This window comes from Acinetobacter sp. 1124_18A (assembly GCF_052824995.1).
The window spans coordinates 235,043-251,274 of record NZ_VTDF01000003.1 but is presented as its reverse complement, the minus strand read 5'-3'; the positions used below and the strand labels follow the sequence as shown (position 1 = coordinate 251,274).

Annotated in this window: 18 protein-coding genes, 1 tRNA gene and 2 pseudogenes; 10 read left to right on the top strand and 11 right to left on the bottom strand. The window is 35.5% G+C overall.

All coding sequences use genetic code 11. The features are described from left to right. Positions 1–85 precede the first annotated feature (85 nt). A pseudogene (gene sxtR, locus FY048_RS08895) lies at positions 86–1,031 on the top strand (multidrug efflux pump transcriptional activator SxtR). On the opposite strand, the gene FY048_RS08890 reads toward sxtR, so the two are convergent. Both FY048_RS08890 and gntB read right to left on the bottom strand, forming a co-directional pair. After that, positions 1,005–1,889: a DMT family transporter gene (locus FY048_RS08890; RefSeq protein WP_446090886.1), complete on the bottom strand. Its 885-nt coding sequence runs from the start codon at positions 1,887–1,889 to the stop codon at positions 1,005–1,007. The pseudogene sxtR and the gene FY048_RS08890 sit on opposite strands and share 27 nt — an antisense overlap. Further along, positions 1,882–2,745, bottom strand: a pseudogene (gntB, locus tag FY048_RS08885) (guanitoxin biosynthesis L-arginine gamma (S) hydroxylase); the annotation flags it as partial. The pseudogene gntB and the gene FY048_RS08890, both read right to left, overlap by 8 nt. A 568-nt stretch (positions 2,746–3,313) precedes the next feature. Here gntB and FY048_RS08880 point away from each other — a divergent pair. Together FY048_RS08880 and FY048_RS08875 are read left to right on the top strand one after the other, a co-directional pair. Continuing rightward, positions 3,314–4,057 carry a hypothetical protein gene (locus FY048_RS08880; RefSeq protein ID WP_446090885.1) on the top strand — a complete coding sequence of 248 codons (744 nt, stop codon included), beginning with the start codon at positions 3,314–3,316 and terminating at the stop codon, positions 4,055–4,057. Between the two features lie 21 nt (positions 4,058–4,078). Continuing rightward, complete coding sequence (locus tag FY048_RS08875; RefSeq protein WP_446090884.1) at positions 4,079–4,471, top strand: hypothetical protein; 393 nt, start codon at positions 4,079–4,081, stop codon at positions 4,469–4,471. A 45-nt stretch (positions 4,472–4,516) separates the two neighbouring features. On the opposite strand, the gene FY048_RS08870 is transcribed toward FY048_RS08875, so the two are convergent. Both FY048_RS08870 and FY048_RS08865 read right to left on the bottom strand, forming a co-directional pair. Further along, a complete protein-coding gene (locus FY048_RS08870; protein WP_446090883.1) occupies positions 4,517–5,518 on the bottom strand; it encodes an aldo/keto reductase in 1,002 nt (333 codons plus the stop codon). 111 nt (positions 5,519–5,629) lie between these two features. Beyond that, the gene (locus tag FY048_RS08865) at positions 5,630–6,532 is read right to left on the bottom strand and encodes a helix-turn-helix domain-containing protein (protein WP_446090882.1); all 903 of its coding nucleotides are present in this window, start codon (positions 6,530–6,532) and stop codon (positions 5,630–5,632) included. A gap of 1,132 nt (positions 6,533–7,664) precedes the next feature. Here FY048_RS08865 and FY048_RS08860 point away from each other — a divergent pair. After that, positions 7,665–8,213 (top strand): TetR/AcrR family transcriptional regulator, encoded by a 549-nt coding sequence (locus FY048_RS08860; protein WP_446090881.1) that lies wholly within the window; start codon positions 7,665–7,667, stop codon positions 8,211–8,213. 34 nt (positions 8,214–8,247) lie between these two features. Here the strand turns inward: FY048_RS08860 and FY048_RS08855 are convergent, their stop codons facing one another. Then, complete coding sequence (locus FY048_RS08855; RefSeq protein ID WP_446090880.1) at positions 8,248–8,922, bottom strand: hypothetical protein; 675 nt, start codon at positions 8,920–8,922, stop codon at positions 8,248–8,250. 80 nt (positions 8,923–9,002) lie between these two features. On the opposite strand from FY048_RS08855, the gene FY048_RS08850 reads away from it, so the two are divergent. Genes FY048_RS08850 through FY048_RS08840 form a run of 3 tightly spaced genes read left to right on the top strand, consistent with a single transcriptional unit; the run spans position 9,003 to position 11,378 of the window. Continuing rightward, on the top strand, positions 9,003–9,365 hold the full coding sequence (locus FY048_RS08850) for a hypothetical protein (RefSeq protein ID WP_017390909.1): 363 nt from the start codon (positions 9,003–9,005) through the stop codon (positions 9,363–9,365). After that, positions 9,362–10,513, top strand: coding sequence for a DUF2515 family protein (locus FY048_RS08845; protein WP_446090879.1), 1,152 nt, complete (start codon positions 9,362–9,364; stop codon positions 10,511–10,513). Before FY048_RS08850 ends, FY048_RS08845 begins: the two co-directional genes overlap by 4 nt. After that, a complete protein-coding gene (locus FY048_RS08840) occupies positions 10,497–11,378 on the top strand; it encodes a hypothetical protein (RefSeq protein WP_446090878.1) in 882 nt (293 codons plus the stop codon). Before FY048_RS08845 ends, FY048_RS08840 begins: the two co-directional genes overlap by 17 nt. Positions 11,379–11,435: 57 nt before the next feature. Here the strand turns inward: FY048_RS08840 and FY048_RS08835 are convergent, their stop codons facing one another. Together FY048_RS08835 and FY048_RS08830 are read right to left on the bottom strand one after the other, a co-directional pair. Further along, positions 11,436–11,654, bottom strand: coding sequence for a DUF6500 family protein (locus FY048_RS08835; protein ID WP_042895615.1), 219 nt, complete (start codon positions 11,652–11,654; stop codon positions 11,436–11,438). 27 nt (positions 11,655–11,681) lie between these two features. Beyond that, positions 11,682–12,017 carry a winged helix-turn-helix transcriptional regulator gene (locus FY048_RS08830; protein ID WP_056482292.1) on the bottom strand — a complete coding sequence of 112 codons (336 nt, stop codon included), beginning with the start codon at positions 12,015–12,017 and terminating at the stop codon, positions 11,682–11,684. A gap of 116 nt (positions 12,018–12,133) precedes the next feature. Between FY048_RS08830 and FY048_RS08825 the strand changes: the two genes are divergently transcribed. Further along, complete coding sequence (locus tag FY048_RS08825; RefSeq protein WP_446090877.1) at positions 12,134–12,691, top strand: NAD(P)H-dependent oxidoreductase; 558 nt, start codon at positions 12,134–12,136, stop codon at positions 12,689–12,691. Positions 12,692–12,796: 105 nt separating this feature from the next. Here the strand turns inward: FY048_RS08825 and FY048_RS08820 are convergent, their stop codons facing one another. Next, entirely contained in the window at positions 12,797–13,330 is a 534-nt protein-coding gene (locus FY048_RS08820; RefSeq protein ID WP_446090876.1) for a GNAT family N-acetyltransferase, read from the bottom strand. 142 nt (positions 13,331–13,472) lie between these two features. Here FY048_RS08820 and FY048_RS08815 point away from each other — a divergent pair, with 142 nt between their 5' ends. Together FY048_RS08815 and FY048_RS08810 are read left to right on the top strand one after the other, a co-directional pair. Then, positions 13,473–13,931 carry a hypothetical protein gene (locus FY048_RS08815; RefSeq protein ID WP_446090875.1) on the top strand — a complete coding sequence of 153 codons (459 nt, stop codon included), beginning with the start codon at positions 13,473–13,475 and terminating at the stop codon, positions 13,929–13,931. Between the two features lie 80 nt (positions 13,932–14,011). Next, complete coding sequence (locus tag FY048_RS08810; protein WP_446090874.1) at positions 14,012–14,353, top strand: DHCW motif cupin fold protein; 342 nt, start codon at positions 14,012–14,014, stop codon at positions 14,351–14,353. 58 nt (positions 14,354–14,411) lie between these two features. Here FY048_RS08810 and elbB read toward each other — a convergent pair whose 3' ends face one another. From elbB to FY048_RS08795, 3 genes are all read right to left on the bottom strand, one after another. After that, entirely contained in the window at positions 14,412–15,074 is a 663-nt protein-coding gene (elbB, locus tag FY048_RS08805) for an isoprenoid biosynthesis glyoxalase ElbB (RefSeq protein ID WP_446090873.1), read from the bottom strand. An 89-nt stretch (positions 15,075–15,163) separates the two neighbouring features. After that, on the bottom strand, positions 15,164–15,976 hold the full coding sequence (locus FY048_RS08800) for a helix-turn-helix transcriptional regulator (protein WP_446090872.1): 813 nt from the start codon (positions 15,974–15,976) through the stop codon (positions 15,164–15,166). A 136-nt stretch (positions 15,977–16,112) separates the two neighbouring features. Continuing rightward, positions 16,113–16,202: transfer RNA gene (locus FY048_RS08795), tRNA-Ser, on the bottom strand. Positions 16,203–16,232: the final 30 nt, after the last annotated feature.

Sequence of the window (16,232 nt, the reverse complement as noted above, 5' to 3'; positions counted from 1 at the left end):
AAATTCGATAAATAAAAATTAGCAATTTAGGAGGTATTTTTCTAATATATTTAACAATAGGTCATGATATGTTTTATATATAGCGATGGAACTAAGGCATATACGCTACTTTTTAGCGGTAGCAGAAGAAAAAAACTTTACCAGAGCAGCGCATCGTTTAAATATGAGCCAGCCGCCTTTAAGCATGCAAATACGGGACTTAGAGGAAGAGCTAGGTGCAGATTTATTTATTCGTTCTCCGCATGGGGTGGAGTTGACTGAAGCTGGACTTGCCTTTTTAAATGCGATTCAGCCTGTACAACAACGTGTAGAAGATGCCGCTAACTTGGTTAAACAAGTTGCAAATGGTGAAGTGGGCCAACTACGTTTAGGCTTTACAGGTACCTCAATGTTGAATCCTCTAATTCCTAAATGTGTTCGCTATTTCCAGCAGCAATATCCTAAAGTGGATTTAAAACTTGAAGAAGCGAACACCTTGCTACTCATCGATTTATTACTTGAAGACCGTTTAGATGTTGCGATTATTCGATCACCTCGCAATATTCCAGACAGTTTAATTATTCAAGAGTTATTGGCAGAGCCGTTAATTGCTGCTTTACCTTCTGAGTCTTTAAGTTTAGATGATTCAACGCAAGAAATTGATTTAATTGCACTACGAGAGCTTGATTTTATTGTCTCGCCACCTTCAATTAGTGCAGGGCTTTTCGATGCGATTAAACAAGCCTGCCATGAGCGCGGCTTTGAACCCAAAATTGGACAAAATGCCCCGCAAATTGTGTCAATTTTATCGTTAGTCTCTGCAAATTTAGGGGTGTCTTTGGTTCCAGAGTCGACCAAACAATTGCAAATACAGGGCGTGGCTTATCGTTCTTTGAAAGCGCCAGTACCTACGGTGGGTTTAGGGCTTGCTTATAAAAAACATGCCCCTTCACAAATGGCAATTAATTTTGCCAGCGTGGTGCAAGTGGCTTGTCACCATGCAGACGAATATTAATGAAATTGGTTTATGCTTTAGGCGCTTTGTTAATTAAAACAATGCCTGAAATAATGAAAATCGCACCATATAAAAACGATAAGGTCGGCTGTTCATGAATGAAAACCCAAGCCATCAGTGCGGCAAAAATGGGTTCAGAAAGTTCGGTCACTTGTACTTTTGCTGCGGGTAGATATGTTAACGCTTTGGTTGTGCAATAAAATCCAAGAATGGTCGGCAGAACAGCCAAGCCAATTAAACCTAAAATAATATTGGTATTAAAAGTAATGCTATGGAAGTTAATTAAAAAGGGAACGGCAAGATAAACACTACCAAAAAGTAATAAATACTTAGTTAGGAATAAACCACCGTTTAATCTGAATTTTTTAATTAATACTGAAAATAAGCCATATCCAATACCTGCAATAGAGGCATTGATCAGCATTAATAAACTATTTTCACCTTTCCATGAAATTAAACTAATACCTGCTACAGCTAGTAATGTTCCAGCAATAGAATGAATATAAATACTTTCTTTTAAAACTAATCTACCAAAGAATAAAGCTGAAATAGCGGCTGAAGCCATGAGTACCACAACTACATTGGCCGCAGCACCATGGTTGTAGGCAATGGTTTCGAAAAAGAACAGTGAAAAAATACCCAAAAAAGCACATATCGCAATTTGGACAAAAACACTCAGTTTGCTTGGAGTACTGCTAATAAAAGCAATTTTTTGGCTAACAGGGACTTTAAATAAAAACACACTTAAAAAGAAGAACGCGATAATTGTTTTTAGAAAGGCAATGTCTTGTGGGTTTAAACCACTGTGCATAAGTAATTTACTAATGACACCAATAGATGCATTTAAAGCCGCTGCACAAAGTGCAAATAGCGTTCCAATAACTAGATTATTCACTCTTATAATTCTTCCAAATCTTAAACCACATAGAGTCTACATTATTTCTGGAAAAAAATATTCCACCAAAATCATTATTCAAAGCTCGATACTCTTTATCTTCTAATAAAACTTTATGAGCCTCTTTAAGTCTCCAGAAAGGAATGGCAGGAAATAAATGATGTATTAAATGGTAGTTTTCACTATGCATGCCAGTTAAAAAATGTTCAATTGGATGGCTGAATCGATTTCTACTAGCACTAATATTAACTCGTGCAGATTTAATCATAGGATAGTGTTCAGCAAGTTCAATAAACCAAGTAATTAGTTGAAATGTAGTTAAATAAGGTAATAGCCAATAAAGAAAATAGAATTTATACCCAAAAAAATATGAACCAATACTAATAAAGGTCAAATTTATAAATAGCATTTTAATAAATTCAATTTTAGTGGATGCACTCATTAGTCGATGTTTAATAAGATAAACTAAACTGGATTTTATATTTAAAAATAATAATTTTGACCAAAAGAACTTCCATAAGTAAGATGACTTTGAATAATTTTTAAATATTCCAGATTTCTTATAATAATTAAAATCTGGATCTGCATCACTACCAAGTTTAATGTGATGATCTTTTACATGTGATTTAAAATAACTATCCCAACTTTGGAAAATTAAATAACCTGAAAAGTAAGTCCCTAATATCTTTCCAAATTTTTTATTTTTAGTTAATGCTGAATGGGATGCCTCATGTAAAATTGTTGCTAAAGCTCTTTGTCTACTACCAATGACTAAAATAGTTATTGGTAAAAACCAAGAAGAATATTCACTTAACAGGATAAAAATAATGATAATGAAATAGTCAGTAATTAAGGCAAGGGGGTCATGCTAATTATCATAGCTATATAGCTTCTTTATATCTTGCAATATAGATTTATCAAATTTCTTTTTTTCCATGAGTTTAAAGTTATTGAGATTATAATGGCATGGGATATTAATTTAAACTTATTTGGTTTTGATAAAATAATTGTTATTCAATTGTTAATTATTTTTTTAATATTTAGTTTTATTATTTTAATTAGAATTTCTAAAAAATAAGATAATATTTTTAATTTGTAGGGTGTATTGGAGCGTAGTGTTTTTTATCTTAAGTTTAGTTAATAATTATATTAAATATTGCTAAATAATTTTTAATATATAGTTTGCAAAGCGCAATTTGTCAAAATCATCATTCTAATTTGAGTCTGAGTGAATCTTCTTAGTTGAGATTTGGCTAAATTCTAAAAATCAAAAGGCTTGGATTTAAAGTGTTCAGGCCTTTTTAAATGGTGTAATGAAAGTGCCTAATTTAAATAGCATTGTAAGGGACTTTTGTTTCAGAGAATTGTGATTTATAGAACTAACTCATATTATATAATTAGTTAATTATTAAAGAATTTTAAAAGTGATTAAATCTATTATTTCAGGTTGCGCGGTTCTCACACTTTCGGCTTTGGTGGTCACGCATGCAGAGTTTTCTTTTGAACAAGAGTTACAGCAAAGCTGTAATAAAGTGAAGCAATACGCGAGCTTGGGTAAGAAAAACTACGACCAAAAACAATATAAAAAGGCGCTCGAAAATTTCCAGAACCAAGCCTCTTGGACTGCATTTTGTAAAGCCAATGCGGATGAAACCACAGTTAAATTTACCGACCGTGATATTGAAGTTGCCAACAATAATGTGGGCTTAGCCTATGCCAAATTGGGTCAGCTACTTTGGGCAAGGTCGTGGTTTATGCTCGATGAAAAATCAAAATCGAGCCAGTTTAACCTTAAGCAATTGCCAACACCTAAAGCCTCAAATGATTTGTCAGGTGAGTATGTACGTTATTCAGGTTTTGGTGAGTGGGATCACATCACGGTAAGCCGTGAGAAGGGCCAATATGCAATCAGCTATGCTGGTTTATATATGGGACTTAGAAGCTTAATTTATGGCCCAAATATGGGGGAGTTCGACACCAAAATGCCGAGCAATAAAAAGCAAATCGTCTATAAAGATCAAGATTGTCGCATTCAACTCGACTTTAAAACCAACGCGAAATTAGGAAATTATATTCAAGCCAAACAAAATGAAGGTGAGTCAGGTTGTGGCTTTGGACATAACGTTTATGCAGACGGAACTTATTTGAAAGTTGAGTCTGGAAAATAAAACTAAAAAACAGGGAATTGAATGATGAATATATTTGCACGGTTGCTACTCGTTTTTACAATTGCGATTTCATCTCAAATTTACGCCGAGCCAACCAGTACATGCAAAGAAGTGAAATTCCAAAAAGCCGATGAGGCGTGGAGTGGGCACTATTATTTAAATGGCGTGATGGAGGTTGGTTCGGAACTTTTACTTCAGCCAGACGGTAAGTTTAAATGGATGTTGGCTTATGGCGCTTTAGACCAATATGCCGAAGGGACTTGGTGGAAAAATGGTGACTGTATTGGTTTAAAACCAGACTCTAAATTTAAAAAGAATTTAAGTATATTTCCAGAAAGTCTGATGATTTCGGATAAATTGTTGGACGTGACTTGGAACGATGGACGCCAGCAGGGTAGTTATAGCAAGGACTAAATTAAAAAGTCCGACACTGAGTCGGACTTTTTTATGACTTATATTTTAGTGATTAACCGCCGCAAGTTGCTCGGCGTTATAGCGCGCCCCCATGTTTGGGTATCTCGCAATAATCGCTTCAATTTCTGCTAAATCTGCCGCTGTTAAATGAAGCTCTACAGCACCTGCATTTTCCACGAGACGTTCGATTTTACGCGTACCCGGAATTGGAATAATGTCGTCACCTTGCGCCAAAATCCAAGCCAAAGCCAGTTGAGCTGCTGTCGCATTTTTGCTTTGCGCAAAGTCGCTAAATGCTTGCGCTAAGCTTTGGTTATTTTTCCAGTTGTCGCCTTGATAGCGTGGTAATTGGCGACGGAAATCGTTTTCGTCTAGGCTACCCACATCAAGCGTATTGGTAATTAAACCACGCGATAACGGTGAATACGGCACAAGGCTAATACCTAACTCACGAATAGTTTGAAAGTGCGTATCTTCCAGTTCACGAGTAAGCAATGAATATTCATGTTGAACCGCTGCAATCGGGTGAATCGCATGCGCTTTACGAATAGTTTCAGCCGAAGCTTCACTAAGTCCTAAATAACGAACTTTACCTTGTTTCACCAAGTCAGCCATTGCGCCAATGGTGTCTTCAACTGGAATGTTTGGGTCAATGCGGTGCGCATAATACAAATCAATCACGTCGGTATTTAAGCGTTTTAAACTGTTTTCGACCGCAACTTTAATCCACTCTGGAGAACCGTCGATATAAGACTCTAAAGAGTTTTGTGGGTTAAGGTTGTCTTCTTTATAACGAAAGCCAAATTTGGTTGCCAAGAACACTTTGTCGCGATGTTTTTCTAAAACTTTTGAGAGCAAAACTTCGTTTGCGCCGTTGCCGTACATGTCGGCAGTGTCCCAAAAGTTAATGCCGAGGTCTAATGCCTTTTCTAGGGTTGCAATGCTCTGTGTGTCATCTGAGGCACCATAGGCAAAGCTCATTCCCATGCAACCTAAACCAAGTGCTGATACTTTTTCGCCTGTTTGTCCTAAAGTTCTATATTTCATTTTTCACACTCTTTTTGCAAAATCACTTGAGTAGAAAAACTATAAAATGCTTTGGCTCAAACTGACGTATAACATTCAAACCAATAATTATAAAATTCAAACAATCTGTTTTTAGGCCACACAGTCTTCACGGAACTTTTTAGGTGAAAAACCCGTATTTTTCTTAAAGAAGTTGGTGAAATACGCTGAATATTCAAAGCCTAAGCTATAGGCAACTTCAGAAATATTCCAACTGGTGTGTTGTAGTAGTGCTTTGGCTTCTTGCGTAATGCGCGAGCTAATATGTTCAGATGTGGTTTTGCCTGTGGCTTCTTTTACAGCTCGATTTAAATGGTTCACATGTACCGACAGACCATAGGCATAGTCATTTGCTGTTTTGAGTTTAAGCTGAAAATGGGGTGAGTCGATTGGGAACTGGCGCTCTAATAATTCAAAGAATAAATGGCAAATCCGAACCGCAGCATTGCTATGTTTTTCAAACTGTTGGGTCGGTTGCATTTTCATGGCTTCATGCACAATCAGGTGCAAATAGTTTCTTAAAACGTTGTATTTATGAATATAGTCTGAATTTATTTCAGTCATCATCTTTTTGAAAATAAATGAAATTTCTTCAACTTGTTGGTCGTTTAAAAAATATAGCGGGTCACCGTCGACTTTAAAAAGCGGTGAGTCTTTTAAAAAGCTTTGTCTAGATTCTTGATTTACAAACTCTTCGGTAAATAGACAAAACCAGCCTGCCTGTTCGGGCGAATTAATTTCCCATGCATAGGGAACCATCGGGTTTGAAAACAATAAAGCAGGGCGGTCTACCCGAATCCAGCGGTTGGCATAGTGGAGGTCGCCTGTGCCTAAAACCAGTGAAATTTTATAATAATCGCGGCGGCTATAAGGCGTGAGAAACGAGCAGGCATCGCGTTGGAACACGTTAAAATGTCCAAACGAAGTCGATGGAACCGAGTAATCGCTATCTCTGGTTAAAGAAAAGCGGCGATAAAAATCATGTATGGTTTCCATGTCTTTGCCTGCATGCATTATCAATTTATTTAAAGTTATAAAATTCAAACTTTATTTACTGTAGCTTTTATTTATAACGTGATCAATCTGTTCATTTAAACAGTTTTGAAAATGAATGATAAATTAATAATGAAATAATGACCCAATGGAAATAAAAATATTTTATAAATTAATAATATATGAACATTGACACTTAAAATATTGAGAATTATTCTTTGCCTGCAAACTACTTTAGGGTAGAGCGATAAGGGGACACTTTCAAGTGTGCTGGTGCTGTACCCAGTCTGCTAACCCCTTTTCGTTTTGCCGCCATTCTATGGTAGAACGATAAGGGAACACCTTCAGGTGTGCTGGTTTCCTTTTGTACCAGTCTGCTAATCCCTTTTCGTTTTGCCACCATTCTACGGTAGAGCGGTAAGAGGACACTTTCGGGTGTGCTGGTTCTGTGTGTCCAGTCTGCTAACCTCTTTTCGTTCTGCCACCATTTTTATTATTATCATGATATTCTTAAATTTAAGTTGAATGACTGTTTAGCTTAAATATCTAATTGAATGAAAACAAAAATTATTTAACCAATTTCTATTCAACCTTACATTGACACTCCAAAACTCGCGGATTATTCTTTGCCTGCTGGTCACATTACCAGTCGGTTTTAGCAGGCCGTATTTACCCAACGCACACGAAAAAGTCTCTCTTTTTTGTGGGCATCCCTACGTGCCCCCCTCTGCGGCGGAACGGGAGGGGGACATCTTCGGATGTGCTGATTTTTGGGTAAATCAGTCTGCTAACCCCTTTTCGTTTCGCCACCATAATCATTTAGCAGTGATGTGGCGAAGCTTCTTTATTACCCAAAGGAGTTCGCTAATGCGTACTATTTCATCTCTCTCATTGGCAACCTTTGCCAAAATCTTTACGTCTATATGGCACTGGTCTTTAAAAAGGTTTAATCGACTCTAGGTTTTAAGCCATAGGTCATTACGACTAAAAAATCATAGCAACAATAAAACCCGAGATAGGCGAGCACACCATTTTTGTGCTGCTTTCGCATGCCTGTTTTTAGCGCTCAATTTAAGAGTGACGGCATTTCTATCTCTTTTACATACAACAAAAAATTATTTTAAACGGTATAAAAATGCCAAATTTAGAAGCATCATTTAGAGCATTAAGCGTGCTCCACGCAGCAAAAGATTTATTTAATCAAAATGGGTTTTACATCGGGATAGATCGAATTATTGAGGAAGCCAAAATCCCCAAAGCCACTTTTTATAACTATTTTCACTCCAAAGAAAGGCTCATTCAGATGAGCTTAACTTTTCAAATAGATGCCTTAAAACATGAGGTGTTTTCAATTATTCATTCGTACCGTGAACTCATGGCATTCGATAAACTCAAGAAAATTTATCTCTTACATGCGAACTTAGATGGCTTTTATCGGTTGCCATTTAAAGCCATTTTTGAAATTGAAAAGATCTATCCAGCAGCATATAAACTCGTGATTGACTACCGAAATTGGTTCATTAAAGAAATTCATAAACTGCTTTTAACTGTAAAAGCGGCTGCTACAGTTGAAGATGCACACATGTTTTTATTTGTGATTGATGGCGCGATGGTTCAGCTTTTGGGGACCAATAACACCGATGAAAGGGATGTGTTGCTCGACTATTTTTTAAATCGGGTTTGATAGAGGGAAGGCCTGACGAGAGTTGGGCCTATTTTTAAAGATTATTTATTTTATTATTCAAGATTATAGAGTCATTGTTTAAAAATTCTCCAAAAAAGTATTCGTCTTTGGTTTGAAAGAAGAAGTCAAACTCTTTACTCATCATAGAATCATGTTGTGCTTGTTCACGAAATATAGGAGATATTTGGTTTATATAGTAATAGATACAGTCAGTTGCATTATTAAATGCATTTAATGGTTTTAAATTGGAATGTAGTTCTGTTAGTGCATTAAGGATAGGGCTAATATCTGGATTAAATGTCCAGAGTAAAATTTCATTTTTCTCGCATCTAATTACTTCATATTCTTCTAGATTGTTGGGTTGAATTGAGTGAATTTGTGCTCCATTTTTACTATAAGTTGAATATAGTAATTTTGTGATTTCTAACTGAGAATGTATGATTTCTTGTTCACGAATTAATCTAGAAGCTTTCAATAAATTTGGTAGTTCATGGATGTTATGTTTCTTAAATTTATTAAAAGAATGCATAACATTTTGAATAAGGTTTAATTCGCCAGTTCCTGTAATAATACCGTTTTCCCATGGAAAGAGCTTTTGAATACCATCTTGATATAAATATGAGCCATTATCCTGATGAGGCACTGCACTACGGGTGTCTGCCGCAATCACAATACTATCCTCAAGTTGAATAGCAAGAATAAAGGTCATAATATTAAGTTGGTTAAATTAATTTTCATGGAATCTATTTTAGAAAGACAAATAAAATTTTACTAGATAGGGTTTTGTATATGGCTGGCGGCTCTCAAATTATTATTAATAAAAATGGTATTACCTTAATTACACCAGCAAAGTTTGAAGTAAAAGCTGGGCAACATCTATTTAAAGGTGGGGCTGAGGTAGGAGTAAATATTCAAGGATTACCTGCTTATGAAGCATATAACGAAAAGTTTCAAATGTTATTACCTTCTGGTGAACCCATGAAAAAAGTAGACTATAAAATTTCTACAGATGGAAATGAGTATATCTCTCAGGCAGATGAAAAAGGTAGGTCTAAACGTATTCACTCTTCTACACAAGAAAATTTAAAGTTGGATTTAAATTGGATAAGTTTCGAGGCTGATTCTGCTGACAATGATGGTGATGCTAAATGAGTGGAAGTCTTGATTGGGACAGTAATACCAATACTACAGAAAATAGCTGTAAAACTGTTCAATGTGATTGTTCAACTTTCTGGGAAATTTATCAGCAAGAAGCAATAAAAAGAGTTTCTAATCTGAAAAATGCAAATCATTACAAACTCGAACCCGGGTATGAAGCTAGAGCAAGGCGTATCGCTTCTGTCTATGCCAGAATTTATTTAGAACAAGAAATTTCAGGGATTAAACAATTTAGAGGTCGTTACTATTGGATGGGACTTGGAGCATTTGCCTCTAAAACAGTAGCTGCTATTTTTAAGCATGGGTTGACTGCATGGGGTTATAAGTGGGCGCCTGTGATTTCTGGTGCCGTAGGCGGTGTTTTAACAGCCCCTGTAATTAACTCTATGATTCGAGATCCGATACATTCTTTTGCTAAGGGCAATTTATGGCTATTTATGGATATTGCACCATGGCACTATGCATGGAGCGCTTCATCAGCCTCATTTAAAAGTTGTAAGAAAGCCCGAAAAGTATCTGGTTTTAAACATATTAAAAAAGAAGTCGAGAATTTGCCTTGGTCTAACTCTTTATCAGTTATTAAACAATTAGGATGGACTGACCAGATAGAAGAGGGTTTTGGATATTTACCTGATATTGAAAGTACTTTTAAGCGAGCAGGGAAAACTCGAAACGATAATTTTAAAACGGCCGCTAAAAATCTTTTTGACCATCTAATGGCGATTGCAGTTCAAGAACAATATAATATTTTACAAGAACTTGTGTGGAAGGAATGGAAAGTCCAGAAGCAGGCCTCTTTACAACGTATTACCGGCCTACCAGATAGTACCCTTGTTTTATCGAGTGATTACGGCGTCGATGCAGTAAAGCCAAATAAACAAGGACAGCATAAAGGACGTCATGCGGGTGTTCTATCGCAATTACCTGAAACGGTTTATAGCGAACCATTAGAGGGAACACAAGTTGAGAATTATGATAGCCGTATAAAGTGGATTAAGGTTGCGGCTGGTAAATACCACCGCTTAATGCAAAGTGATAAAGGGAGAGATTTTTTAGAAAAAGAATTAGGAGTTATTGCAGGATGGGGGGATAGCAAAGCAGAGTTTAAAGTAGGGAAAGATAGTAATGATGGCAAAATTTAAACAATATTTCTTAATTTTTATTTTTGGATTATTACTTTCCGCTTGTCAGCCAACATCAGAACATAATGAGAATTTGACTATGAATCAGCAGTCCTACACTTTGCATATGGGTGAACAAGGTGTTCAAGATTTTTTAAAGTATAGTGATGGCGATGTCGATAATCACCCAGCTGGCGTTAGCTTTAGAGAACTTCAATTTTCACCTCCTCATTTAGGAAAATTAAAAATAGAGAATGGTGCTAATAGTTTATTAATCGAGCATGTTTTTTCTGTATTAGGTACTCAATATGATAAAAATGAAGGGATTCAAGTTTTAGATATTGATGCCGGACTAACAAAAGAAGAATTTGCTACCCCAGAGCAGATATATCAAAGCTATGTAGCTTTAATGAAACGTATTAATCAGGCTGGCTGGAAAAACTATTTCTTCACCGATGCTCCGCGTATAGCTAAAGAAGATAATATTAAACATCTATCGAAAAGTCGTGATGTCATTGACCCAAGTTATATTTTTAGTTTTGAAGAGTGGAAAAATATAATAAACAATAGCCCTACAAAATCATTGGGTTATAGGTTGTATGCTAATGGGGTTATTTTAGATATCAGTTTAAAAAGAACCGCTAAGAATGAACGTAATGAAGAGCAATATATGCTTAGATTTAGCTTTCAAAGTGTTCGTTATAATGAAAGAGACTCAATTTCTGACTCTGATAAAATGACACCTAGTGAATTCGAGCAAGCGTTTAAAAAGAGATTAATTGAAAATAAAAAATATAGGGAAAAGGAAGAGAGAAAAGCCAAGGCTGAGGGCTATCATATCGATGAAGAATATACAGATCCTGATGTTTGGCCATATGTTAAGTAGATGTTTTTTTAAATAATGAAAAGGCTTAAATTTAAGCCTTTTCGAATAACTCTAATTTTACTGCTCACTCAAAACCAATTGTTTAATTTTAACTGCCTTCTCAAAGTGATCTAGCTTATGTAACATAATCCACCAATGAGCTGCTTCCATCAGTAACTCAGGGTTATCATTCTTATTTTTAAAAAAAGCATAAAAAGACAGACCGACATTGTCTCCCTTCTTTTCAATTTTATCGTCGCATCCCTTAATAAAAATTTCTCTTAATTCATTTCTCATATTTAGTATCACTTTAAGTCTATAAAACTAAGACGATTTATTGCGCTCGCCCCAATCGCACATCATATCTAATAAAGGAATCAAAGACTGTCCTCTTTCTGAAAGACGGTACTCGACTTTTGGCGGAATTTGAGGATATTCCTTGCGATGAATTAGTCCATCTCTTTCCAATTCTTTAAGTGTATTGCTGAGCGTTCTAAACGAAATATTGCCAATGCAGCGTTGCAGCTCATTAAAACGCATGACGGTTTTTCCATAAAGCCAATACATAATAATCATTTTATATTTGCCATTAATCAAAGAAAGGGTGTAGCCAAAACCCGTATCTTCTAATGGCGTATACGTTGGAATGCAGTCGTCCATTTTTAAAATCTACACTATCTTTTAGTATAGTATATAACATAAATTACCGTACTTATATTTAGGAAAGCACACTTCTATAATCGATTTATCTACTTTTCGATAAGAGTGTTTTCATAATGAAAAAGACATTAGTCATTGTTACCCATCCTCACATAGACCAGTCTGTTGTAAATAAAAGATGGATTGAGGAACTACAAAAACATCCCGATCAATTTACGGTTCACCAAATTTATCAAGCCTACCCAGACGAGGTGATTGATGTTGCCAAAGAGCAAGCATTGGTAGAAGAACACGAAAATTTAGTATTTCAATTTCCAGTGTATTGGTTTAACTGTCCACCGCTTTTGAAACAATGGTTAGATGAAGTTTTGGCGTATGGATGGGCTTACGGCTCAACAGGCGACAAGCTCAAAAATAAAAAGTTTATGTTGGCTTTATCTGCTGGTGGGCAAGAACAAGTTTATTCAGAAAGCGGAGAGTATCAAATTTCTTTGGAGAAGATTTTTACCCCATTTGAACTAACAGCTTTATATGTTGGTGCATTCTATCAACCGCTTCATGCATTTTATGGTTTAGACACAAACCCTTCTGAAGACGATGATGTTCCGACTCACCAAGACATAGACAATAATGCAATTCAGTATGTTCAGAAGTTGTTAGCGTTGTCTGAGTAAGTTTAAAGGTAGGAAGGCCTAAACGTGAGGTTTGGGTTTTTGTCGTAAAGGTTATTTTTAAAATTAAAATAAGTAGAAATCTTCTTAGACATTAAATAACGAGTATTACCTAAAATAAGGATTTAATATTTCATATAAAACATGCTTTTCTAGGTTAGGATCTCCAGAGAATTCTGGATGAACGAACTCTTTTACTTTTGTCATTCCTATTTTTTTCATTACTGATTCTGATGGTTTATTTACAGTAGCTGTAAAAGATACCACTTTACTCAATTTTAATTTTTTAAAAGCATACTCTAAAGTTGCTTTTGCTCCTTCAGTTGCATAACCCTTTCCCCAATGTTTCTTAGCTAAGCGCCAAGCAATTTCAATGCATGGCGAGAAATCAAATAAAACTGGTTGGTTGTGTAGACCTATAAATCCAATAAATTCATTAGTATCTTTTAATTCTACAGCCCAAATACCCCATTTATTTCTATCGATAATTTCTGAAGCTATTTGGATCAACTTTAGACTTTCCTCTTCAGTTAAAAGAGTTGGTAAGTATGTCATCACTTCAGGATCCATACTCATATCCATAAAAGGTAACTTATCGCTGTCTTTCCATTGTCTAAGTAGTAAGCGTTCTGTTTCTAGCATAATTTTAATTTTGCCTTATTTATTTTTTAAATTAATCTAATTCTAATATAGCTTAAAAATCAAAAGACCTAAATTAAATTGATTTAGATCCTTCTGCAAATTAATTTTGATCTAGCTAATTTTTAATTAGAAAGGAAGCCAAATGCCAAAGTCTAGAATCTATATAACTATAGGACTACTTCTTGCTGGATTATGCTTGTTTGTAGCCTTTAACTCATATGAGAAAAAGGCTAATTCTGAAAAAGAAATGGCAAGTCGAACAGCTATTTCCTTTTTAAATTCACTTTCTAATGGAGATTCAGCCACAGCATATAAATATGTTTGGTCAGGTGAGAAATCAAACATTCGAAGTGCTGAAACAGCTAAGGTCTATAAAGACTCAAAAGTTCTAAAAGTCCTAGAAATTCGTTACGACTCACCAAAAAATAGGCCTGACTACTATCAACAATTTTATAAAATGATTTCACTCGCCATAAAGATAAAAACAGTACATGCGGATGTTACTGGTGATCCTACGGGAAACTATATTTTGTTTGTAACTGTTGTGCAAAAAGATCCGAAATCTAATTGGTTAGTTACTGAGTTGGGCAGTGGACCTTAAGAAATAATATTTTTAAATCGTTTGCAAAAATTAAATTTGTCTGTAAGTTGAAAATACAATAATACGTCTTTGGAAAAATTATGAATATCGCGCCTTTTCCATTTCAAATTACAAACTGGGAAGAAATTGAAGTCACTGAATATAGTGGTGAAACAGGAAAAGCTTATTGGAAAACTCAATTTTTTGGTGAAGAAACAAATAAAATTAGAGTAAGACTTGTCGAGTACTCAGCAAATTACTTAGCGGACCATTGGTGTGAAAAAGGGCACATATTATTTTGCCTAGAAGGGGAGCTAGAAAGTAGATTGAAAGATGGTCGAACATTTACTTTAACTTCAGGTATGAGTTATCAAGTAGGCGATAACTCCGAACTCCATCAGTCTTTTAGCCTGAATGGGGCGAAGTTGCTTATCGTTGATTAGATTTATACAAAGAACACATCAAATGAGGAATAGAAATCTCTATCCCTCATAAAACATCTTAATTTGCTAAAGTTGTCATGGCAGTAACTAAACTTGTAATTCCTAAGAAGACATCTTTTAAACAAGCTTGGTCATCCATATAGGCAGGCGTAGTAACAAATAAGTTTTGTTTATCTACCACGCAGTCTGAGGTTTGGCAGACATGATGAATCGCACCCGTTTTTTCAATTTCCTTAGCAATGTTTGTGTCAGATCCTAAAGTGATATGTGGGTGTAAGTCTCCAAACGTAAGCGCCAAGAGCGCAGGGGAAATACAAATTGCCCCAATAGGTTTCTTGCTTTGATGAAACGCTTTTAGAATTGAGGCAACTATAGAATGTACTCGTGCCTCTGCGCCTTTAAAGGCAAAAGTTGATAAATTTTTTGCGACGCCAAACCCACCGGGAATAATAAGTCCATCAAAGTCATTTTCATCAAGTTTATTGAGTGTGGAAATTTCACCTCGGGCAATTCGTCCCGCTTCTTGTAAAATATTTCTGCTCTCACCTTCGCTTATTTCTCCACTCACATGGTCGATGACATGAAACAAAGGCTCATCGGGTGCAAAAATTTGATATTCAATATTTGCTGTGTCTAAAGCCAAGAGGGTTAAAACAGATTCTCTAATTTCAGAACCATCTAAATAACCACAACCCGCTAAAATTACCGCTACTTTTTTCATCTGCTTTCTTAAGCCCCTTTTTTAGTGTGCAAAAGATCTTAAGTTTTCTTCTTAAATTTTTTTATACGCAGATTTGCCATAATTTCGCCTTAACTGAGCATTTTGGTCTTACGTAGTTCACGAGGGGTGATCCCAAACAAATTTTTAAATTGTTCTGTAAATCTAGATTGAGACTGATAGCCACACTCAAATGCAATATTTCCAATGCTGTTATTGGTGGTTTGAATTAAGTGCAATCCATGCCCCAGCCTTAATCTATTACGAATGTCTTGAATGCTATTTCCTTCACTTTTAAGCTTTCTTCTTAACGTCGATGAACTCATGAAAAGTTGGGAAGCAATAAATTCAGCTGTGAGTTCTGTAGATAAATGATCAGAAATTAATGCCTGAACTTTTTCACTCAAGCTTATAGTCATATTTAGGCTAGAGATATCGGTATAACCAGAATGATAAATAAGCTCTAAAAGTTCTCTTCTTCTAAATTTAAAAACAGAAGGCGGGGCAATGAGAGAAAAATCTATAAATTGAGAAAGTGCATTTTCTAGTAAGGCGGTGAGTTGGCCTTGTACAAATTTTTTAGAAGTTCCTGATGGATTTGGGAGGTCTTTAAAGTCGTCAAAGTCGAACTCGATGAGGAACGCGAAATATTCTTCTTGATTTGGAATATTGCGCATATCAATGCTGGCGCTATTTGATAAAAATATAAAAGAACCAGCTTCACATACAATATTTTCAGTTCTTCCTAATTCTTTAACGCCACTAAAAATAGCGATGAGTAACGGTTTCGTAATCGGAACATTTCTAATTTTTTGTTCTTTGTAGGCTGAATAAATTGAAAAAGGTAAATTTAAATGGTTATGTAAGTTAATTGCTTGTTTAGCTAAAGAAGTGAGATTTTTCATTGATTTGAAATGTTTGATTTAATCTATGGCTTAAATAAGATGAAAAAGTTATCGGTTTTTTCGAGGCTGTTTTTTAATATTTGGTTAATAAAAAAGCCTAAACCGATTAGGTTTAAGCCTCTTTAAATTTCAATTCTGGCGGTGAGAGAGGGATTCGAACCCTCGATACGCGCAAACGTATACACACTTTCCAGGCGTGCTCCTTAAGCCACTCGGACACCTCACCAAGGCGTGCGATAGTAACTAAAAAAACGAG